At 50.8% G+C, this 21,827-nt stretch carries 21 protein-coding genes; 5 read left to right on the top strand and 16 right to left on the bottom strand.

What is annotated here, in order from left to right:
• Positions 1–171 precede the first annotated feature (171 nt).
• The 4 genes from L6J37_RS11870 to L6J37_RS11855 all read right to left on the bottom strand — a co-directional run bounded on the left by L6J37_RS11870 (position 172) and on the right by L6J37_RS11855 (position 2,543).
• Positions 172–498 (bottom strand): GNAT family N-acetyltransferase, encoded by a 327-nt coding sequence (locus L6J37_RS11870; protein WP_237795250.1) that lies wholly within the window; start codon positions 496–498, stop codon positions 172–174.
• 18 nt (positions 499–516) lie between these two features.
• On the bottom strand, positions 517–660 hold the full coding sequence (locus tag L6J37_RS11865; RefSeq protein WP_237795249.1) for a hypothetical protein: 144 nt from the start codon (positions 658–660) through the stop codon (positions 517–519).
• A gap of 91 nt (positions 661–751) precedes the next feature.
• Positions 752–1,126 carry a nuclear transport factor 2 family protein gene (locus tag L6J37_RS11860; protein ID WP_237795248.1) on the bottom strand — a complete coding sequence of 125 codons (375 nt, stop codon included), beginning with the start codon at positions 1,124–1,126 and terminating at the stop codon, positions 752–754.
• Positions 1,127–1,754: 628 nt separating this feature from the next.
• On the bottom strand, positions 1,755–2,543 hold the full coding sequence (locus tag L6J37_RS11855) for a bestrophin-like domain (protein ID WP_237795247.1): 789 nt from the start codon (positions 2,541–2,543) through the stop codon (positions 1,755–1,757).
• Positions 2,544–2,836: 293 nt separating this feature from the next.
• On the opposite strand from L6J37_RS11855, the gene L6J37_RS11850 reads away from it, so the two are divergent.
• From L6J37_RS11850 to L6J37_RS11840, 3 genes are all read left to right on the top strand, one after another.
• Positions 2,837–3,826 (top strand): CobW family GTP-binding protein, encoded by a 990-nt coding sequence (locus L6J37_RS11850; RefSeq protein ID WP_027254190.1) that lies wholly within the window; start codon positions 2,837–2,839, stop codon positions 3,824–3,826.
• A gap of 65 nt (positions 3,827–3,891) precedes the next feature.
• On the top strand, positions 3,892–5,274 hold the full coding sequence (locus tag L6J37_RS11845; protein ID WP_237795246.1) for a TldD/PmbA family protein: 1,383 nt from the start codon (positions 3,892–3,894) through the stop codon (positions 5,272–5,274).
• On the top strand, positions 5,274–6,614 hold the full coding sequence (locus L6J37_RS11840; RefSeq protein ID WP_237795245.1) for a TldD/PmbA family protein: 1,341 nt from the start codon (positions 5,274–5,276) through the stop codon (positions 6,612–6,614). Before L6J37_RS11845 ends, L6J37_RS11840 begins: the two co-directional genes overlap by 1 nt.
• A gap of 142 nt (positions 6,615–6,756) precedes the next feature.
• Here L6J37_RS11840 and L6J37_RS11835 read toward each other — a convergent pair whose 3' ends face one another.
• Positions 6,757–7,383, bottom strand: coding sequence for a LysE family translocator (locus L6J37_RS11835; protein WP_218386994.1), 627 nt, complete (start codon positions 7,381–7,383; stop codon positions 6,757–6,759).
• A 232-nt stretch (positions 7,384–7,615) separates the two neighbouring features.
• Here L6J37_RS11835 and L6J37_RS11830 point away from each other — a divergent pair, with 232 nt between their 5' ends.
• A complete protein-coding gene (locus L6J37_RS11830; protein ID WP_218386993.1) occupies positions 7,616–8,107 on the top strand; it encodes an Lrp/AsnC family transcriptional regulator in 492 nt (163 codons plus the stop codon).
• A 557-nt stretch (positions 8,108–8,664) separates the two neighbouring features.
• On the opposite strand, the gene L6J37_RS11825 is transcribed toward L6J37_RS11830, so the two are convergent.
• The 9 genes from L6J37_RS11825 to L6J37_RS11785 all read right to left on the bottom strand — a co-directional run bounded on the left by L6J37_RS11825 (position 8,665) and on the right by L6J37_RS11785 (position 16,779).
• Entirely contained in the window at positions 8,665–9,672 is a 1,008-nt protein-coding gene (locus tag L6J37_RS11825) for a substrate-binding domain-containing protein (RefSeq protein ID WP_192014288.1), read from the bottom strand.
• A 17-nt stretch (positions 9,673–9,689) separates the two neighbouring features.
• Complete coding sequence (gene rbsK, locus L6J37_RS11820; RefSeq protein WP_237795243.1) at positions 9,690–10,622, bottom strand: ribokinase; 933 nt, start codon at positions 10,620–10,622, stop codon at positions 9,690–9,692.
• Positions 10,623–10,884: 262 nt separating this feature from the next.
• Positions 10,885–11,766 (bottom strand): ribose ABC transporter substrate-binding protein RbsB, encoded by an 882-nt coding sequence (rbsB, locus tag L6J37_RS11815; protein ID WP_237795316.1) that lies wholly within the window; start codon positions 11,764–11,766, stop codon positions 10,885–10,887.
• 73 nt (positions 11,767–11,839) lie between these two features.
• Positions 11,840–12,823 carry a ribose ABC transporter permease gene (rbsC, locus tag L6J37_RS11810; protein ID WP_237795242.1) on the bottom strand — a complete coding sequence of 328 codons (984 nt, stop codon included), beginning with the start codon at positions 12,821–12,823 and terminating at the stop codon, positions 11,840–11,842.
• Positions 12,820–14,325, bottom strand: coding sequence for a ribose ABC transporter ATP-binding protein RbsA (gene rbsA, locus L6J37_RS11805; protein WP_237795241.1), 1,506 nt, complete (start codon positions 14,323–14,325; stop codon positions 12,820–12,822). Before rbsA ends, rbsC begins: the two co-directional genes overlap by 4 nt.
• Before the next feature lie 25 nt (positions 14,326–14,350).
• Positions 14,351–14,770, bottom strand: a complete 420-nt coding sequence (rbsD, locus tag L6J37_RS11800; RefSeq protein ID WP_192014294.1) for a D-ribose pyranase — start codon at positions 14,768–14,770, stop codon at positions 14,351–14,353.
• A gap of 438 nt (positions 14,771–15,208) precedes the next feature.
• Positions 15,209–15,457 (bottom strand): hypothetical protein, encoded by a 249-nt coding sequence (locus tag L6J37_RS11795; RefSeq protein WP_237795240.1) that lies wholly within the window; start codon positions 15,455–15,457, stop codon positions 15,209–15,211.
• 81 nt (positions 15,458–15,538) lie between these two features.
• The gene (locus L6J37_RS11790) at positions 15,539–15,988 is read right to left on the bottom strand and encodes an acyl-CoA thioesterase (protein ID WP_192014298.1); all 450 of its coding nucleotides are present in this window, start codon (positions 15,986–15,988) and stop codon (positions 15,539–15,541) included.
• Positions 15,989–16,251: 263 nt separating this feature from the next.
• A complete protein-coding gene (locus L6J37_RS11785; protein ID WP_192014300.1) occupies positions 16,252–16,779 on the bottom strand; it encodes a CbrC family protein in 528 nt (175 codons plus the stop codon).
• A gap of 432 nt (positions 16,780–17,211) precedes the next feature.
• Between L6J37_RS11785 and L6J37_RS11780 the strand changes: the two genes are divergently transcribed.
• Positions 17,212–18,261, top strand: coding sequence for a bZIP transcription factor (locus tag L6J37_RS11780; RefSeq protein ID WP_237795315.1), 1,050 nt, complete (start codon positions 17,212–17,214; stop codon positions 18,259–18,261).
• 111 nt (positions 18,262–18,372) lie between these two features.
• Here the strand turns inward: L6J37_RS11780 and L6J37_RS11775 are convergent, their stop codons facing one another.
• Both L6J37_RS11775 and L6J37_RS11770 read right to left on the bottom strand, forming a co-directional pair.
• Entirely contained in the window at positions 18,373–20,010 is a 1,638-nt protein-coding gene (locus tag L6J37_RS11775; protein ID WP_218386989.1) for a hypothetical protein, read from the bottom strand.
• 226 nt (positions 20,011–20,236) lie between these two features.
• Complete coding sequence (locus tag L6J37_RS11770; protein ID WP_237795239.1) at positions 20,237–21,688, bottom strand: hypothetical protein; 1,452 nt, start codon at positions 21,686–21,688, stop codon at positions 20,237–20,239.
• Positions 21,689–21,827 lie beyond the last annotated feature (139 nt).

The raw sequence follows: 21,827 nt of genomic DNA, 5'->3' as shown, positions 1-21,827 counted from the left end.
GCTGAATATAAAGCAAAAATCTGGTAAATGCACCAACGTCGCCGCTACCTTAATTGCCACTGATACCGTAACAGCACCACTATTAATCAAATTATTCACCGTATTTTGATGAACACCCATCGCATCTCTGGCGCTTAAGATGTAATACACTAAATTCGATATTATGTGGGTCTAAGCAAGTATTAATGCCATTTGAATGGAGTCGAAATACTGTTCATCGAATTTCATTGCATTTTTCTTGATTGTTTCTTGAACAAAACCAAGTTTTTTATACAAGCCAAGTGAAGCTAAATTGTCGGCTCTGGTTTCTAGTTCTATGCGAGTTATTCCTTTCAACTTCGCTTTTTCAATACAAGCAATTAATAACTTCTCTCCCACCCCTTGCCCCCGAAAATCAGGATGAACGCCCATACCTAAACTACCGCGATGCATTAATGCCGGCGCCCAATGCGAAAAAATATCAGACCAACCAATGACTTTATCACCATCGAGTGCCACAAATTGAATTGCATCTGACTATACACTTTGTTTCACGAACCCTTGAATGGTTTCCAATGGTAAAGCTTCAGTCTGAGCAAGATATCGTTTTTCTTTGGCAACAATATCTAAGCAGCGATGAAAACCTTCTGCATGCTCCTGCTTTATATGAGAAATCTCCATATCTCTTCCCTCTTACTATTTAACGAATGCCACTTCGGACTTGTGCAGCACCTGGATAAAATGTCAACTGCGCGACTCTAATCTTTAACTGTTACGAGATAACTGTCGACTGCGCTGAAATGAGTTGCCACTTGTTGTTTTGCTTTAGCCAAACGCGAGAGAAAGCAAAAACACCATTGGCCTTAGCACCATCATATTTCCCTTTAATGTCTGCGTTTACATGAACCAAAGCGATATTTCCTTGTGGTACTACCTGAAAATCACGTAATTCGATTGATTCAATGCTTAACAAACCAGAACGGTGCAAGGCGATATCATCTTGCTTTGATACCCGTTGGCCAAAGTGATTAATGAATACCAGGGCATCTGATAGCAAATCGGTTAATGCAACAGTATCTGAGCTGAGCATTGAAGCCTTTAGTTTTTCCTCAACAGCAAAAATTTCCTGAACTATGTCACTTTCCATACGAACAACGTCCTATTCTTTTCTTTGTATCACACAGCCAGCACGCGTGGCTTTGTAGTGAAGACGATGATGCGCCGAGCCTGTTAATTCGAACTTATTCGGCATATCTACCCGTCCCTTAATCAAGTTCCAGAATGCATAAGCTTTAGCTGTAAGTGTGTATTGAGCAACATGCCGGTTCACGCCGCTGCCAGACTGATCATGTCCGCACACCATGTGCACATAATAGAATATTTTCAGTGAGTAATTCACTGAAACAGACAATCTCTGTCTCGTTAATACCAGACTATTGAATATTAATTAAAGTAATCCCCCAAATCAGGGAAAAATTCAGGACGAATTTTAGGTTGTCGGCGCCGGGAGCGCCTACAACCGACCCGGACAACACCAGAGAACCCAAAGGCATTTCTGGATACATTTGTGCCGGCAAAGAGTATCTGGCGCGCATCCGAAAATGGTGAGACTCTCTCCAAAACAAAGCGCGACATACCAACGCGATTCAATATTTGCACTCTTTCAACTGGCTGGCTGCCGACAGAAAAGGCAGTGAATAGAATAAGAAAGAAAACACGAAACATCGGCGTATTGGATCAGCCAGAATATGACAACACAATCACCTTACCAGACATTAATTACCGCTCTTGTTACCTCCCATACCGTTCTGAAGATCAACCATCGACTGCTGACTCACCTTAATCAGGCCATTTTGAGGCCGGTTGAGATCAACCACCAGCGTGACGAGGACCGCGAAAGCAAGCAGTAACGGGATCACCGCAATCAACCGTCGCTTACCGGAGTAACCCACTTGCGTGCCCAGCGCAATCATCGCAAGCGCTGTAATGGCCGCCAGCGCTACCCAGATACTGGCAGGAATCCGGCTTCGCAATGCCCCTGTTACTCTTTTTTCATGCATATCGATCAGATCATTGGTCGCCTGAACCATCAGCGAACTCAATGGGCTTGGATTTGCAATGGCAGCAGTTGAAACTGCATCCCAAAGCTGGCGATGGATTGCGAGTGATTCTCTCAATGCTTCATTGATATCACTGCCGCTGGCCGCTGCGAGTCGAATCTCGACATAAGATTTGAGCAAATCTTTCACAATACTTTCAGATGACTCATCCAACAGATCAGCCCGAAGATAGGCAGTGCCGATCACATTGGCTTCCTCAAGCACATTGTTGCGTCGAATTTCGTGCTGAGAGGAGGCAATGGAAAACGTAAACGCGAGCACGAACGCCAGCATCCCAAGCAGTCCTCCAACCATAGACCCAAGCGGACCGGGAACTTCCTTATCTTTCCGGGCAAAAGCATGACGGCCAAACTGAAAGCCAATTTCGCAGAACAGCAACATCAGCAAAGCAATGCCGACAAAGATCAGAGTAATCGGCAGGGATTCAAACAGCTCGCCATTCATGGGCCACTCCTGACGCGGGTGCGACTGAATACCGCAGCCGGGGCAACTGAATTTGCCACCGGCTGTTCTATCATCATTATTGATTAAGCATATGTCGCAAATTCCAAAGGTAGCAAAAGGATTTCACCCGGGGTGACAGGCACACAAACACACTGACCGACCGGCCATTTTTGCTTCATTCAGCAGACAGGATTGACCCAAAGCCTAAGAAACCCGTACAGTTTCCTTCAATTCACGGCCTGCCATACAGTATGATGACCAGTAACTTAGTTATGCGGTAAGACGGATTCTCAATGACTATCAGCAAACCTATTCCGACCAATATCATCACTGGCTTTCTGGGAGCCGGTAAAACCACAGCCATTTTATCGCTGCTGGCGCGTAAACCTGCCGATGAGAAATGGGCCATTTTGATCAATGAGTTTGGTAACGTAGGTGTCGATGGAGCCATGCTCGACCAGCAGGGTGCCATCGTCAAAGAAGTACCGGGCGGCTGTATGTGCTGTGTCGCCGGACTGCCGATGTCGGTGGGCATCAATGCCCTGCTGGCCCAAAAGCCGGATCGCCTGCTGCTGGAACCCACTGGTCTGGGCCATCCGAAAGAGATCATCAATAAACTGACCTCCGAGAGCTATGCCAAATACATCGATCTGAAAGCGACGATCACTCTGGTTGATCCGCGTCAGTTTTCAGACAGCTTATATACCGATAACCAGAATTTTCAGGATCAGATTGCGCTGGCCGATGTGCTGGTTGCTAACAAAATCGATGCCTGTAGCGATTACGATCTGCTGATGTTTGAGCAGTACGCCAGCGAGTGCGAACCAGCCAAACAGATGATCACTCAGGTTGAGCAAGGGCAACTTGATCTGTCTCTGCTGGAACAGCCTCGCATTGCACGTCAGGCTGCACACAGTCATCACCATCATCATGACGATGCGGCCGCGCCCCTGCCGGGCTTAGAGCTGGCCCCCGGTGAAACCTTCATCCGTAAAGAAAACCATGGTCAGGGCTATCACAGTTGCGGCTGGTTCTTTGCGACTGACCTGCACTTTGATTTTTCCCAGCTGTTTACCCTGTTTACTAACCTGAATGCCCAGCGCGTGAAAGCCGTGGTTAACACCGAACGCGGATGTTTTGCTTTTAATGTGGTCAATCGGGTAGTCTCGGTGAATGAACTCACTCTGGAAGGGTTTGAGTCCCGCATTGAAGTCATTGATAAGGACATACTGCCTTGGGATGAATTAGAAGAGATTCTTGTCTCTTTGACAAAAAAAGCCTGATACCGACTATTATTCATCAATGCTTTGGGATCAACTTGCCACCTGAATTTACGCAAGGAGCAATTATGCTAAACCCATCAACGGCGAAAGCCGTCATCGACCATGCGCTGTTTCTCGGCGCAGACTTTGCCGAACTTTTCGTCGAGCACCACCAGTCGGGCTCTGTCGAGTTCAATGCCGGTGATGTCGATAAAATCAACGGCGGTATCGATTTTGGCATCGGTATCCGACTCTTCTTTGGTCACAAAGTGCTGTACGGTTACACCAACAGCACTGAAGAAGAAGAACTGAAACGCGTCACCAGCCTGCTGGCTGCCAAAGATAACCGCGATCAAATCATGCAAGCATCCGCACTGAATTTCAGCCGGCTGACAGACAGACATCCAGTGCGCCAGCCTTTGTCGCAGGACGCCAATCTGGCAGCCAAAATCGCCTTCCTGCGTGCCACCGACAAAGCGGCTCGTGCAGAAAACGACAAAATTGCCCAGTTCATCGGCCGTATTCTGCAGCGTCAGCAGCAGGTAGAAATTTTTAACTCCAATGGCCTGCACACCGGTGATACCCGCCATTACACCCGCATTGCTGCTACCGCTGTCGCGCAAGATGGTAGCGAGCAGTCTACGGGTTTTGAAGCACCGGGGGCACTGACCGGCTGGGAATTTAACTCCCGCATCGATCCCACATCTCTGGGCCAGCAAGTAGCAAAACAGGCGATGATCAAGTTGACGGCAGATAACTGCCCGTCTGGTGAAATGCCGGTGATCATAGGTAATGGCTTTGGTGGCGTGATTTTCCATGAAGCCTGCGGACACCTGCTTGAAACCACCTCGGTAGCCAAAAAAGCCTCGGTTTTCCATGACCAGATGGGCGAAATGATTGCTAACCCTGTGGTCAGCGCCGTGGATGACGGCACCATGGAAAATGAATGGGGTTCCATCAACATTGATGACGAAGGCATGGCAACCCAGCGTACTCAGTTGATCAAAGACGGTAAGCTCACCAGCTTTATGGTCGACCAGATGGGCGCCAAGAAAACCGGTTTTGCGCCAACGGGTTCCGGCCGCCGAGAATCGTATAAATTCGCGCCTACCTCCCGCATGCGTAACACCTTCATCGAGCCGGGCGACAGCAGTCTGGAGGCGATGATAGCCAGCGTCGAAAAAGGCATTTTCGCCAAAAAAATGGGCGGCGGTTCCGTTCAGCCTGGCACTGGGGAATTCAACTTCGCGGTGCAGGAAGCCTATCTGATTGAAGACGGCAAAATCACCCGCCCGCTGAAATCAGCGACGCTGATCAGCACAGGGCCGAAAGTTCTGAAGGAAATCAGCATGGTCGGCCAGGATTTCGAACTGGCAGCCGGTATGTGTGGCTCGGTCAGCGGCTCAGTACCAACGACAGTTGGTCAGCCAGCACTTAAAGTAGACAATATTCTGGTGGGAGGTAACTAATGGCGGATCAACAAACCCTGCAACACGCCATGGAACAGGTACTGGATCTGGCCACCTCTGCGGGTGCCGAAGCGGATGTCCTTGCCAGCAGCAGCCATAACCTGTCACTGAAAGCCAATAACGGCGAACTGGATGAATACAAAGTCACCTCCGGCCAGGTGATTGGCGTACGCATTGTCAAAGACGACAAAGTCGCCACCAGCTACTCGGAATCCCTGCATCCGGACAGCCTGAAACTCATGGTTGAGCAAGCACTGCAAAGCGCGCAATTCACCAAAGCAGACTCCCACCAGCGGATCCAGGCAAAGAACAGCCGCTTAACCACAGACTCGCCTGAAATTTATCAGCAAGACGATGTGGATATCGAACAGAAAATCGCTCTATCGCTGGCGCTGGAAAAAGGCGTGATCGAAAAAGGAGCCAAAAGTGCGCCTTACAATGGTTTTGGTGAATCAGACAGCCTGAGTATGCTGGCCAATACCCATGGCGCATTCTGTCAGCATCAGGAGCGTTCCACTTTCTGTTACACCTATGCCCTGATTGATCAGGATGGCAAACAAGCCATGCATGGTGGCATGTCATCCGGACGTCGCTTTGCCGAGCTTGCCCCTGACTATTGCATCAATCACGGTGTCGACACGGCGCTGGCACTGCTGGACGGCGGCCCTATAGCGACCGGCAAGTATGCGGTGATCTTTAATCTGAGTGAACTGAGCAGCCTGTTTGGCGCCTTTGGCATGTGTCTGTCCGGCCAGTCGGCCATGAAAGGCATTAACCCGTGGCGCGACGCCCTGCATAAGCAGGTCGCCAGCTCACTGCTGACGGTCAGTGACATGGCCTATGTAAAGGGCGGCTCTGCCATCAAAGCCTTCGACAGCGAGGGATTTGCCACCCAGGACACGATTCTGATCGGTGAAGGCCAACTACAAAGCCTGCTGCATAACAGCCACACCGCCAGCTATTTCGACATTACCAACACAGCAAACGCTGCCCGTTCGGCCAAAGGTGGCCTGGGTGTTGCTTCGCGCCATCTGGTGATTGCCGAAGGCCAGAGCAATGACGCCGAAGTGACCGCAGGTGAATACCTGGAACTGGTTGAGCTGCAAGGCGTACACTCAGGCGCCGATGCCATCAGCGGCGACTTTTCTTTCGGGGCCAGTGGCTTTCTGTGCCGCGACGGCAAGCGCATCCAGCCTGTGCGCGGCATCACAGTTGCCGGTAACTTTTACCAGATGATCAAAGCCATCGACGCCGTCGGTAATCAGCTTGAAAATGACTACGAGCGCGATTTCTTCGCACCCAAAATTCGTTTCAGCGGATTAAGTATTGCGGGCAAATAATCAGACTGGTTAAACCGTAGGCTTATTAAAATGACCTCATCAAATTGATGAGGTCATTTTTTATGCTCAACCAGCTTTCCTGCTTCCTCGAAGCCAGTGCTTACCTGGCTCAGTTTTACCTGACATATAGCGGGGCTGCGCTTCAGACCATACGCGCCGCCATACTGACAGCTGCCAAAAACATAATGACCCCCGCCCCTTTAAACAGCCAGCTCTGTGCCTGAGAGCTGGCGAGAAAACGCCGGATTTTCAGCGCACCAAAGATAAATACCGCGCCGACAAAGACAAGAACCAGTATGGTCAGCGGCACTAAAAGCAAACCCCAGGTTTGGAACGACACAGTATCCAGCGTGATAACCAGCGGCAGAATGGCCAGATAGAATGCGATAGTTTTCGGGTTACCCAGAGTAATCGTTAAGCCGGATAGCCAGGCTGCCGTCAATTCCCGCTTGTTTGTCTGTTTATCTATGTTGATGGCTTCCGGGTTGTGATTCCAGAATTGCCAGGATAACCACGCCAGATAGAGGGATGCACACCAACTGACTGCTGTGAACAAGCCGCCGTAACTATGGGCAACAACAGCAAGGCCAAACACGGCAAAGGACAGGTAAATTAAATCCCCCAGAATTAACCCGCTCAGCATGGTAAACCCGGTGACCGCACCGCCACGTACACTGTGCGCAACCAAGGCTGTCATGCCGGGGCCTGGAATCGCTGCCGCCAGCATAAGCGCTGACATGTATGCCAGGATTTGTGTTGTCTCTAACATGAAAATATCCTTTAAATCAATTGTCTTTGTGTTTATACAGCTTCTGGGATCTGCTGAACTCTGCTTAATAATCCTGCGTGACTCGCGACGCAATAAGCCGCCTCTCTGTCCGGTCATTCACACAGAGTGAAATAGTATGCATTTTATAATAAGAAATGTGTTACCTATATCGCTTAACATTCGGGCTTAAAAAGGTAGAGTCTTGCTTAATACACACATTTAGAGAAAGAAAATGGCAGACTGGATGCTGAATCGGACAGATATTAAAATTCTGACACTTTTGCAAGACGATGCGCGCATCACCAATCAGGCGCTGGCAGATAAAATCGGGCTGTCGCCTTCTCCCTGCTGGCGCAAAGTCCGTAAGCTGGAAGACGATGACATTATTCAGGGATACAGGGCTGTTCTGGACCGGAGGAAGATTGGCCTGGGTGTGATGGTATTCGTTCGGGTGGCAATTGACAGTCACAGCGAATCGGAAGCCAGAAAGTTTGAGGAAGAAGTAACCGCACTGGACGATGTCGTTGCCTGTTACAGCATAGGCGGCGATGCCGACTTTCTGATTCAGGTTGTTTCCCCCGATCTCGATTCCTACGCCGACTTCGCGATGTCAACCATACGGCGTTTACCTGGAATTAAAGAAATGCAGAGTATGTTTGTACTGAAAGAGATTAAGCCGTTCAGCGCATTTCCAATTAAAAATGTTCAAAACGCAACAGGTTAGACGCTGTTACCAGTCGGTTTCCGCTTCTGTCCGCTGTTTTTCATTCAATAGACGGGAACAACAGAGGAGTTTTTGAAGTAAGCCGCAAAAATACCGGAACAAAATAGAAACCAAGTTTCATATGATTCATTGTTCTCAGTGTTTCACGTTAATTGTTCTTTCTTTTTAAGAAAGTTACCAATAACGCTCTGATTATTTGAAATGAAATCAAAATAATCCACTACATTGAGGTGATTTATGGAAAGCTTACTCTCTCTTTTCTTTCGGGGCTATCTGATACTTGGCGCTGCTGCAACACTGTATGTCATCGTTTACTTTTTTCTGTCCGGTTTAACCCTCTTCGATCAGGGTAAAAAATGACCGATGCCATTACGCTATCAGTGCAGCTACATCTTTATTATGTGCCTGATGATGCCGGTGTTTTATCTGATCTTTATTGAAGAGATTTTGTCACTGCCGAGACACTATCAGGCACAGAAACAAAAAACAGCTAAATCGTATCTTTAATCAGGCTGATGATGCCATCCTGCCTGATTCCTCTGAGCGCAATACAATGGTCAGTTTACGACTCGAAGTACACTTTTTCGTACCACCAGCGTCGGTTCCAGCCGCACTACTTGCGGCTCGGTAATTTCTTTATTGATCCGCTTGAGCAAGGTCTCAACAGCCGCCTGACCTAAGCGGTATTTCGGTTGGTGAATAGTGGTCAGTGATGGCGTCATAAATTTTGCGATATGTATGTCATCGTACCCGATGAGGGAGAGATCCTCCGGGATACGAATTCCTTTTTCATGGGCGGCATTAATGACCCCCATCGCCATCATATCGTTAGACGCAAAAATAGCGCTGGGCAATGAACCGCTGGCAACAATCTTGTTGAAAGCAGAGTAACCGCCTTCACATTCAAAATCTGACTCCACAATCCAATCGCGCTGAACCGCCAGCCCGGCTTCATTCAGTGCATGCTTAAAACCTTCATAGCGGAACTGTGCCTGATGTTTCATCAATGGCCCGGTAATACAGCCGATCTCACGGTGTCCGCAATCAATCAGATAGCGGGCAGCCAGATAACCGCCCTGGTAAGAGTTGTCCTGAATTTTATCACTGGTAAAGGACATTGGCCCCCAGTCCATCACCACCACAGGAATATCAGGATAGCGTTCAAAAACGTCTATCTGCTCACCTTCCAGTGTCGAACACATTAACAGGAGTCCATCGACCCGCTTTTGCAGCAGCGTATCTATAGAAGCCTTCATGCGCTCACTGTCCCCTTCGGTGTTACACAAAATCAGGTTATAGCCTTTCTGATAACAGCTGCGTTCCACCCCTTTGACCACTTCGCCGAAGAATGGATTGGTGGAGGTCGTCACCAGCATGCCGATAGTTTGGGTGCGGTTAACTTTGAGACTGCGGGCCAGCGCAGAAGGTGCATAGTTGAGTTCTTTAGCAGCCCGGTTCACGCGTTCTGCGATTTCGTCGCTGACAAAACGGGATTTGTTGATCACATGGCTCACAGTTGAAGTCGACACGCCTGCCAGTCTTGCAATATCTTTCATTGTGGCCATGTATTTTTCCTGTGTGATTAATCAATGACGGCGAAGCGCTCTGCCAGAAAAGCATCTACCTCTGCACGCGTCGGAATTGACGTCTGGGCACCAAAGCGGGTGACTGAAATGGCAGCAGCAGCGTGTGCAAAGCGAATAGCTGATTCTAAAGACATGTTTTCCAATAAACCAGTCACCAAGGCACCGTTAAAGGTATCTCCGGCCGCCGTTGTATCCACAGCATCCACCCTGTACCCCGGAATGAGCTGACCACGGCCATTCTGGCTCAGCCAGACTCCCTTAGCACCCAGAGTTATCAGCACAATGTCGATGCCTTTAAGATGCAGCTCGTCCGCCGCAAGCTGAGCAGTCTGATCATCCGTGACTGGGATACCAGTCAATACTTCTGCTTCTGTCTCATTCGGGGTGATCACATCGATACAGGACAACAAACTGTCTGGCAATATTCGTGCAGGTGCGGGATTTAAAATGACATTGGTTTGATGGGCCTTAGCTTCACGCGCTGCCCGTTCAATGCCCTCAAGCGGTGTTTCCAGTTGCATCAGCACAAACCGCGCTTCACGAATCCGCACCATATCTGGTTCAATCAGATCAGCCGTCAGGCATTCATTGGCTTCAGGTGACAGACAGATCGTATTTTCACCACTGGCGGATACCTGAATCATGGCAATGCCGGTCGGACAATTCGGTTGTATTTTTACCCCGGCGACATTGATGCCGTCATGCTCAAAGCTTTGCCGGATAGCAATGCCAAAGGCATCATCGCCAACGCAAGCAATGAAGCCAGTATCCGCATTCAGCCGCGCCGCCGCGACCGCCTGGTTTGCACCTTTCCCGCCGGGGATCACCTGATAATCACGGCCATGTAACGTCTCACCCGGACGCGGAAAATCGGGCACCCGCAATACATGGTCAGCATTGACACTGCCTAAAACCACTAGTTTATTCATAGAATTATCCTTGGCCGCTCATAAACCCACTAGAACTCTTACTTTGTTCCTCCCCTTTTCAAGAGGAACATCAAAACTGCTTTTTAGTCCCCCCCCCTTTTCAAGGGGGAGGCTAGGAGGGGGTTACTCGGGCACAAAATTCAAACCTGTGCACATTTCACGAACCCCACCCTAACCCTCCCCTTGCCAAGGGGAGGGAATATTCACTGCTGCAACACGCTCATGACCATCCCTCCGCGCTTCATAAAGGGAGGAAAACACGTTATTGCTTGACGACCACTTTCAGCGGCACCGGAATGTATTGCGCAACCGACTCGCCTTTCAGCACTTTCACCGCCGTTTCCACCCCCAGTGCGCCAATTTGATCCGGCTGCTGTGCAATAGTCGCCGCAAGCTTACCGCGGTTCACCGCCGCAATACCGTCGTCTGTGCCGTCAAAACCGACAATCATGACTTGCTTGCCGGACGCCTGCACGGCGCGCAGCGCACCCAGCGCCATTTCATCGTTCTGCGCAAACACAGCCTGCACATCCGGGTTCGCTGCCAGCAGATTTTCCATTACGTTCAGACCTTTGGTCCGGTCGAAATCCGCAGGCTGGCTGGCCAGCAAATCCATCTGGCTGCCTTTCACCGCTTTCATGAAACCTTCACCCCGCTCGCGGGCTGCAGACGTACCGGCAATCCCTTCCAGCTGAATGACTTTGGCCTGCTCACCGACTTTTTCCATGATGTATTTGCCCGCCATTTCACCACCGGCTACGTTGTCCGAAGCAATATGACTGACCACCTCACCCCGGCTGGCACCGCGATCCAGCGTCAGGACAGGGATCTTGGAACGGTTTGCCATACGAATCGCATTCGATACGGCATCAGAATCTGTCGGGTTGATCAGAATGGCTTTCACACCGCGAATAGTCAGATCTTCCACATTCGACAGCTCTTTACTCGGATCATTTTGCGAGTCCAGCACAATCAGGTCGTAACCCAGAGCTTTTGCCTTGGCTTCCGCGCCGTCTTTCATGGTCACAAAGAAGGGGTTATTCAAGGTCGAGACCACAATCGCCAGTGTGTCCTGTGCCTGTGCAGACACAGAAACGGTGGATGTCAGAAGTGCTGCAGAGATTAACGTTGCCAGTTTTTTCATCATGATTATCCTTCGTGTAGGGGGAGCCGGTACACGTCATCCGGCTCTCTTGTTGTCCGTAAATCCTCTGGATTTACTTGTTTTTATTGTCCACCAGCACAGCCAGCAAAATCACAACTGCTTTGGCAATCATCTGGTAGTAAGAAGACACATCGAGCAGGTTCAAGGCGTTGTTCAAAAAGCCGATGATCAGCGCACCAATCAGGGTGCCCATAATCCGGCCCTTACCGCCCATCAGGCTGGTGCCGCCCAGCACTACAGCCGCAATGGCGTCGAGTTCGTATCCCATGCCTGCCGTCGGCTGTGCTGACGACAAGCGGGAAGTCACGATAATGCCCGCCAGTGCCGCCAGCAGACCACAAATCGCGTATACGCCGATTTTCACCCGGTCCACATTAATACCGGACAGACGCGTAGCCGATTCATTACCCCCCAGCGCATAAACATAACGGCCGAAACGGGTGTGATTGAGCAGGTACCAGACGGCGGCAAACACCACCACCATCAGCCACACCGGCACTGGGATGCCCAGCACATAGCCAGTGCCGAACCAAGCAAATGCATCAGCCGTATCGGTAAAGCCGGTCGAAACCGGACGGCCATCGGTATACACCATGGTGACACCGCGCAGCAGCGTCATGGTCACCAGCGTGGCAATAAACGCCTGCACTTTGCCTTTAGCAATAATGATACCGCTGATAGCCCCGAGCGCCGCACCGGCCAATAAAGCAGTAGGTACCGCAATCAATACCGGCACTTCAATAGCGATCAAGCTGGCTGCAAAGGCACCACAAAGCGCGAGGACTGAACCGACGCTCAAGTCGATCCCCGCCGTCAGAATCACCAGGGTCATACCCACAGCGATAATGGCGTTCACCGAGGTCTGGCGCAGAATGTTGAGAATATTATCTGCGGTGAAAAAGTTCGGATTCAGAAAGGACACCACAGCAATCAGTAACAGCAGGGCAATCAGCGATTTCTGCTCAATCAGCCAGGCTTTACTGGACCACTTTTTCTCGCGGGCTTCGGTGGGTTGACTCAAGGTTTTGGTACTCATGCTGCTTCCCCGTTGATAGATTTGCCGACAGCACAGGCCAGCAGTTTTTCCTGATCGGCATCTTTAGCATCAAATTCGCCGCTGATCCGGCCTTCGTGCATCACCAGAATCCGGTCACTCATTCCCAGCACTTCCGGCATTTCGGAAGACACCAGAATGATGCTCATGCCTTCAGCTTTGAACTGATTGATCAGCTGATAGATTTCTTTTTTAGCGCCAACATCGACACCGCGTGTCGGCTCATCCAGGATCAAAACTTTTGGCCGGGTCATCAGGCCTTTGGCTATTGCCACTTTCTGCTGATTCCCGCCCGACAGATTGCCGATGATCTGATCCCGGCCCGGCGTTTTAATGTTGAACAAGCGGATAAAATCCTCCACAGCGATAGCTTCATCGCCATGCTGAATCTGAACGCCTCGGCTCAGTTGTGCCAGCGCGCACAGGGACATGTTCTCTTTCACCGACAGGCCCAGAACCAGACCATCGCCTTTGCGATCTTCCGAGATATAAGCGATGCCATTGGCCAGTCCGTCCTGTGGGCTGACAGGATTAATGGTTTTGCCGTTCAGGTTGATCACGCCCCGCTCGCTGGGCAAGGCACCGTAAATCACCTTCATCAGTTCGGTTCGGCCAGCCCCCATCAAACCAGAAATGCCCAGAATCTCACCGCGTTTGAGGGTAAAACTCACCTCATGTACGCCCGAGCCAGTCAGGCCGATCACTTCAAGACAGGTTTCGCCATGCTTCACATCAATGCGCGGATACTGCTCTTCCAGTTTTCGGCCGACCATCATTTCAATCAGGCCGTTTTCGTTGGTGTCGGCTACCTGACATTCCCCGATGAATTTGCCGTCCCGCAGTACGGTGATGTCGTCGCAGATTTCGAAGATTTCTTTCAGGCGGTGCGAGATATACACAATGCCGCAGCCTTGCGCGCGCAGCTCACGGATCACCGCGAACAGAGAGGCGGTTTCGGTATCCGTCAGCGCGTCGGTCGGCTCATCCATAATGATGACTTTCGACTCGAATGACAGCGCCTTGGCAATCTCAACCATCTGCTGCTCACCCAGACTCAGATCACCCAGTAAGGTTTTCGAACTGTGTTTCACATTCAGCCGGGCCAGCAGCCGGTTTGCTTCAGCGTACATCCGGCCCCACTGAATCCGGCCCAGCGGACCCGTGAATTCACGGCCGAGAAAGATATTCTCGGCAATCGTCAGTTCAGGGATCAGGTTGAGTTCCTGATGGATAATACTGATGCCCGCCTGCTGGGAATCCCGTGGCCCTTTGAACGCTGCAGTCTGGCCCTGATAGTGAACGCTGCCCGCATCTTTGCTGTAGATACCGGTCAGCACTTTCATCAGGGTCGATTTCCCGGCACCGTTTTCTCCCATCAGCGCCATCACCCGTCCCGGATAGACATTCAGGCTGGCTTTATCCAGCGCCTTCACACCCGGAAAGGCTTTTTCAATCTCACTGAGTTGTAAAATGGCTTGCGTCATACGACGTCCTCAATGGTTACTGTGGTCAGAACACCACACCGGCCTGAAAAATCACGTTTGCATACGGGGTGCATTCACCCGTCCGGACCACAGCCCGGCTGTTATGCGTTCGCTGCTTGAACACTTCGTGAGGCAGATAAGTCACCGTAATGTCTCGGCCAATGCGCGCCTGTTCTTCCTGAAGCAATCCCAGCAGCGACGCATGAAGTGCCGGACTCACTTGCCTGAACTCTTCGGCCATCACCACACCTTCAATTTGCGACTCAGACAAGAAGGTTCGAACGGTTTCAATGAAACCGGGCACACCATGAGTGAGTGCCAGATCGATCCGCTGAACGGATGCCGGAACAGGTAGTCCTGCATCACAAATCGTCACTTCATCGGTATGTCCCAACGTCGCAACCAGATAGGACAGTTCCGCGTGCAGTAGAGTACTTTTTTTCATTCTTCATCACCCTGGCTTGGCAAGCACTGGCTTAAAATCATCAAATAGCGATAAAAATCGCCTAACGTCGTCAAAAATTCGGTTTATCTATCTCAACACAGGCAATAATGCATTTTCGATATTCCGGCATTTTTATGGTTGGTAAAAAGCTATCGAAACGTTTCGATGAATTCTAATCAAGTTTGACTTCTTTGCAGCAGGCGAAAAGATGAACTGTGATTAGGATCGTCAGAATTATCAGTAAGAGACACTGAAAAGGTGATCTACATCGCGGTAGGATGGGGAATAAAGGATAAACAAAACAGCCAAAAGCAGAGACATCCGGTGCCTCTGTGCTTATAGACAACTGATATTATATGGTATCAACGAAGTATTCAGAGGACGGTACTGGCACTCTCTGGCTCGACGATTTTTTTATTGCTGCGGCTGAAACGCTTTTCAACCGATTGCAGTCTCGGGATCGAGCAGGTAATACACGGTAGCGGATGCGGAGCCCAGTTCAGGCTCAAGATAGTTCTGCACACTTTCAATCGAATCCGCCTCCCAGATACAGCGACAGCAGTGATCGTCTCTATCCAGTAATGCCGTTTGTAAACGCATGCCCGCAGGGGGCTGCCCCAGTGCCGGGCCGGCTTTTTGCGAAAACGTGTCCAGATCCGTGATCCTGTGCTCTGTCGCAATAAACATAAAAGACTCCTTATTCGCCCTACTTCTGATTATAGAGGCTGAATAAGGCGTCTTTCGTTTCATTCAAAGTCATTGGTCAGATCAGGCGCTTGCCGGTAATTCCTTACGCGCTTCGATGGCTTCGATGGTGTCTCGGAGTTTCGGAGAGATTTTGGCTTTGCTGTTGTTTTTGAAATCAAACATCACAACCTGGGCTGTACCACGGGTCGTAATCGCCCCCATTTTCTTACTGAAAATTTCGTACTCCATAGTAAAACGGTCATCTTCAATTTTGCTGACGCGGGAGCCGACCAGCAAAGTATCAGGATAAGTAACAGGCAGGCGATAACGGGCGCTGGTGTCACTCAGTACCGGGCCGATACCGGTGTCTTTGATGTCGTCCATCAGCGCGGCTTCTTTGAAGTAATCCAGACGGGCGGTTTCAAAGTAACGAAAATAAACCACATTATTGACGTGATTCAGGGCGTCCATCTCCCCCCAGGCAACCGGAATTTCAGTAACCACAGGGTACTGTTGAAGAATTGCGTCCATGATGGCTCCTCAAAGGCAAAATACGTTGTGTTAGAGCATTTAATCTAACTGTTTTGCAACATTACCACAACATCGAACCACAGAAATGAGAAGTAGACAATAGTGCTTCACTGGCCTTATCGGTTGCCGCGATCGGCATGACCCCTCCCCCTTGGCAAGGGAAGGGATCGTACTGAGTTTGCTGAAGCACTGCATATTCCCTCCTCTATACGAAGGAGAGCAAGAGGATCAGGCTGGAGCTGTTCAGAACGCCGTATTCACAATCAGAGAAAATCCATGCCGTAGAGAATGTCGCCACAATGCCGGCATCTGAACTTATACACCGCCGGGTTACCGCCTTTTTCATAGGTATCCAGGATGTCCTGCCATAAATTCGCTTTAAGCATGTGACGGCTCAAAAATGCCTTTAGTGCCTGTCCGCTTAATGCTTTGAGTTCATCATGCTCGGCAAAACCGTGGAATTCGCAGGCATCACCACAATGATCAAGCCAGACTTCCTGACGCCAGGACTGATAACCAGGCGTGCGTTGGCAAACCTCAGCAATCACTTCCCGCTTCAGACCAGCGCCGTCCAGCGGAAAATCATCAGAATACGAGGCTTTAAATTCTCTGGCTGCCGAGCCATCAGCGATGCACCATGGGCACAGCCATTCAACATCCCGCTGGGAATAAATACTGCCGCTGTACAGATAGCCTCGCGCCTCGCCACAGCAATCGCACACTTTCATGCTTTTCACTACAGCACCAGTCGCCAGCGGATCGGGGTGATAGGTGAATTTCGGAAGAGTCACTATTTGTATTCCTTTGTCTTAACCGATGGTTTTGTAGCCATTCTTGTCATACACACCAAAGTGAAGAGCCACTCTGGCATCAATCTTATGCGGCAAGATCAGGTTCAGATTTAGCGACAAAGTAAGGTTCAGGCCCTGCGAAGCACCATTTCCGAAGCACGATCACTTTTTGAGCAACGCAGCAATAAAGCCCTGAACGCTGAGATGAACAAGCTTTCACCAGTTATGACAGCGCTGTGCAAATTTCCGGCTCAAGGCACGCGCAGCCCCCTTTTTCATGCCGCGTGCCCCGGATTTTCCGGTATCCTACCCCGCTAATTAATCACTCTCTTTTTGGGCTGTAAGCCCTGCCGGCATTAAAACACTATTATGGTTTCAGACAACGCTCTACCCGGGACAGGCACTGTTCGCTTTCCGAAAGGCCGGTTCGCCATGTGGACGGTATACAGCTTTACCAGCGCTTCCATTCTGGCTTCCATCATTTTTTCACTGTTGCTATTTTTGTCTATCGACGACAACCCTGTGATGCAGATCCTCTTTGGCGGTCTGGCGGTTATTTTCGAACTGGGTAAATTCTTCGCCTGGTATGAATTTGGCGAACGCCGCGCCAGACGCAGCTACTCAGGGGCCGCCTGCGCGTTGGCTTTTTATTCTGTACTGGCGGCGATTTCCATCGGCGGTTCAGTCGGCGGCATTCAAAGTGCCACTAATCAGGCTCAGAGCCATGTCACAGTACAGCAGAGCAAAATCAACGCTTACAACATGCAGATTGACGCCATTGAAAAGCAGATCGATCTGAACAATGAGGCGGCGCAGAAGTACATCAGAATGGAGCGTATCGCCACGGGTGTCACCCGTATTCAGCGAGAAAACAGCAAGCTGCGTGAGCAGCAGCAAGCGCTGGCAATGGAGCGGGACAACCTGCCTGTGGTCAGCCAGGGCTCAGTGCTGGGTTTAATTGACGGTCTGGCAAAAACCCTCAAAGTCAGCAACGAAGCAGCGCAGCTCGGGCTGGTGATCTTTCTCTCTGTTCTGCTGGATTTCTTTGCCGCTTTCTTTGTCGGATTGATCGGTGAAGAGCTGCGTTTTCGTCAGCAATTTAACCAGCGCCATGCCATTTATGTCTCAGACACTACTGTCAGGCAATCTGCCGCAGGGTCCAACCCGCCAGGACCTGAAAATAGCCCAGCAAGTGATCATACAGGCACAGCCAGTATGGCAACCTTGGCCATTGAGGCGGCCCGCGAATCTCAGTCTGCAAGCGCCGAAGAAGCGCCCCCCCTGTCGCCCTACGAACGCGTGGTAGATGCACTCACGTCTGATTCCGTCAGCTGCTCAAAACGGGCCATTATACGGGCGCTGAAGCTCTCGGCTGATGAAGTCGATGAGGTGTTCCACCGCATGATGGGGGAAGGCCTGGTCAGTAAGAAGCCAAACCACCATTTCCAGTGGCACGGGCTACAGGCTCAGGCGGAAGCATAAACCCTGGTATCTGCCCACCAAGCACATATGAGCGCTTGGGTGCCAGCGAGACAATATAAAGAAAGCGGGAGTCTGATTCCCGCTTTTTGATTGGGTCGAAAGAGAGCACACTCAGGGAATGAGCAGCGTTGGTTTCGCCTCAAAGGAAAGCGCAAAGTCGATTTCCCAGCTCATCCCGTTCATATTCAGACGTCCATCCGGCACCCCATCCAGCCCCGGCCGCCCGGTATCTGCGACTTCCCATTGCTGCGTTCGCGGATCGGATACATTGCTGAAGTTATCACCCTGCTCGCCATCATCCAGCGTCATGATGTAATGTTTATTATTAATGAGAGCTGCGCCGTACACCCTGACACTATGACCGCCTTTCCATTCCCCGTTGATGTCATACCAACTGAACAAAATGGTCACTGCACGACCTTGCGACAGCTCATTGAACATCCATTCCCAGGTTGGAAAGTTACCTTCCTGCTGGGAAGTTATGTCGCTCATGAGTACCGTCCCGTTGTCACAATCTGCATTGTCGCCCAATACGACCGAGCTACTGCCCTGATGGCGAAAATGAACCACATCAAGCGAACCGGAAGCCGAGTCGGCCAGATACCCAAACAAGCCACGAATCAGTCCGCAGAATGTCGTGTAAGAGCCAGTGTTTAAGTCATGGACGTTATCCCGACGACCATAGCTGTCGATATTGGCGACCAAGCTGTTTTCCGGTACAGGGGTCCAGGTTAACACGTCACCAGCCGCGCCAATCTGACCAATACCGCGAATATGTAACTGCGGTACCCGCCAGGCGAGCGGTACATTGTCATAGCGGTCCTCCAGATACTGCAACGCGTTGGCATTGGCAATCGGAACACACTGGTTCCGTGCAGAGTCCAGATTCGGCTGATCAGACTGCACCACCTGAATCGGAAAGCTGAGATCGTCTGGCAGTGACGGTGCAGGTAAAGCCGGTTGCGGTGGTCTACCAAGAGATAAAGTATTGGGAATAGTTGATGAAACCGGGCTCACCCGGCCATCAACATGTCCGGCGCCTTCAGCTTTGACCACAGTAGTGCGAACCGGATACATCTGCGGTGAAAATTGGTTAGCAAACTGAACGATATCGGTAATATTGGGCAATGGTTGCGATGAGAAGAGAACCGTCGCCCTGACTTGCTGCACCGATCCTTCCCCATCCGTACCCGGACGTAAGTCGAAATAAACCGTTGCATCAGCCCGCCGGCTCACAGCAGGAACAGAACGGGATCCACCATGTTTTCTCCCGTCCTCTTTTCCCCATTCATGGCTCCCCCATTGATTGCCTCCCCGACCATCAGCAGCCCAAACATGGTAATAATTGTCTGCAGTATGTGTTTTTTTGCCGTGCGTTTTACCCATTTTGACTGCAGAACCGGGCACAAACAGATTATCCACGGCCCAGACGGGTGTCCCTGCCTCGGAGCCTGAATCCGGATAGAAGAATACATTCACATACCCGGGGCCAACCGGTTTGCCACGGCGATCGATCAAGTGATCCAGCCTCACTCTGAACTGCCCCCAGTCACTCTCAGCGATGGTGCCAATTTCAAGATCAAACGTCACTTGCTCAAAAGCAACAGTTCCCCTTTCCAGAGTCATAATTGCTAATGGCGTAGCCGGATCGGACGACCCATACCGATCACCACGAGCATCAGCCACAGATGACAAGACAAAGCCAATCGTAAGCGTGAAGAAGAGAACCTGAATGTTTTTTATTATCATACGTTCACCAGTGGCAAATGCCCTTTGAGCGCGACCCGGGTATCGAACAAAGCATTTACCTTGTCATAGCACAGTGCAATGTCCTGGCATAAACCAGAACGGGCAGCAGCCTGACACCCTATTAAGATGATGCAATGTCATGAGTGTAGAAATCTGGATACGGCTCAGTTCCGGTAATTGAGACTGCCGTCTGTTTATTTTCCCTAATAGATTGAATGGCAAACCATTAAGGTTTTTGAAAGAGCACCTCAAGCAGGAAAGGTTCATCAAAATGACGCTTGCCAATAAACGCGGTCGCATGATGGCCCAGCTGACGCTGAGTCCCCGGCGATTTAACCCCGAGCGGCCAGAGATAAAACCGCTCTGCGCGCACACTGGCCGGTAACATCGCCTGCGAATTGAACAGGCTCTTATTGTGGCTTGTTGCTACAGGTAAACTGCGCAACTTATCGTAAGGCAATACAGTCAATACGCGTGCCCGGACATCATGCCGCAGCCATTGCACATCTTTCACCATATGCTCGCCAAACGATAAGGTCACCCCCAGCTTGTCTGTCTGATGCCCGGTATAGACTTGCAGGGTAACAGGCCATTCCGCTTTGTTGCCCGGCGGAGCAAAAGTGAGAGCCGGTGACAGGGCAAACACCATATGATAACAGCCGCAATGGTGAATACTGTCCAGAATGTAAGGTTGTCCGTCAGCATCCAGCGTTAGCCTCAGCAACACCCCATCAAACTGACCTGCATACGGATCAAACCCTGAGCGTGCGGTGCGGTTGGCGAACCACAACGTGTAGTTCAGCTGCATCAGGGTCTGTCCATAAAAGCGGGTATAGCTGACATGGGTATACAGGGTCGGCTTCTGGGGAACGACCCCAGGCTGACTGGGGGTGAAATAACGGACCTGACCGGGAAAGTCATCCCGCGAGCGGGTTTCGACCTGAAAAACCGGCGCGTAAAAGCTAAGCAGACTTTGCTGCTGCTCTGCGCTTAGCAGCGGCCATGACAGTGCCGACCTCTCCTTTGCCTGACGAAACCACGCCTGTATCTGCAAGCGGTTAAGGGATGGCCGGTCTTCTGGCGCGTAACGGATCGCATAACCCTCAACAGGTTGGATAAAATGGCTGATCAGACGCCGCTTTTCTTTGTCCATCGAAGGTCTGGCAAAATGTTGTGTGACCGGGTACAGCCCCAGTACCCGTTGCCAGGTCGCGTAGCCGGATGGCAACTGAGGCGGCTCTGTGATGAGCGCTGACCACAGAGCGGGCTGATACAAGCTGCGGCCGACCAGCTGCTCTGCACACAGATCGAGCGGCTTTAACCCATAAGCGGTGTTATCCGGCAGGTTCTGATATTCCGCCTGCCGCTGTACGGCAGCCTGATGTGACACATAGTCCAGCCATTGGCGTTTGCTTTCGCGATCAGTCAGCTCAAATAGCCAGGACAGACTGAAACGGTCGAAAGCCAGGTGCGGAAATCTCGGGTCCCATGTCAGCTGCGCATCTTGTACGCCCTGTTGCTGAACAGTACGCTTAAAGTCCGTGAGCAGATCAACACAGTCGGCTTGTGAGCGTGTGTAGATTTGCTGCTGGGCAGGAATAGAATCCGGGATCGGCTCGGGCAGGGATGTACAGGCTGTCACCAACAGGAAAGACAACAGAGTCAGCACACGCATCATATCCCCTCTCCTGATAATCCCAGCGTCGATAAATAACTGAACCCGACTCCTGTAAGTGAAGCAGATAATCGCCTGGTTTGGTGTCTGCCGGCTATGAGAACAACGCAAGAAAACCAAAAGAAAAAAGCCCGCACCTGGC

Origin of the sequence: Photobacterium sp. WH77 (genome assembly GCF_022014395.1) — a bacterium.
Taxonomy (GTDB): domain Bacteria; phylum Pseudomonadota; class Gammaproteobacteria; order Enterobacterales; family Vibrionaceae; genus Photobacterium; species Photobacterium arenosum.
Note: the sequence above shows the minus strand (reverse complement) of the source record. Positions and strands in the feature narration are given on the sequence as shown.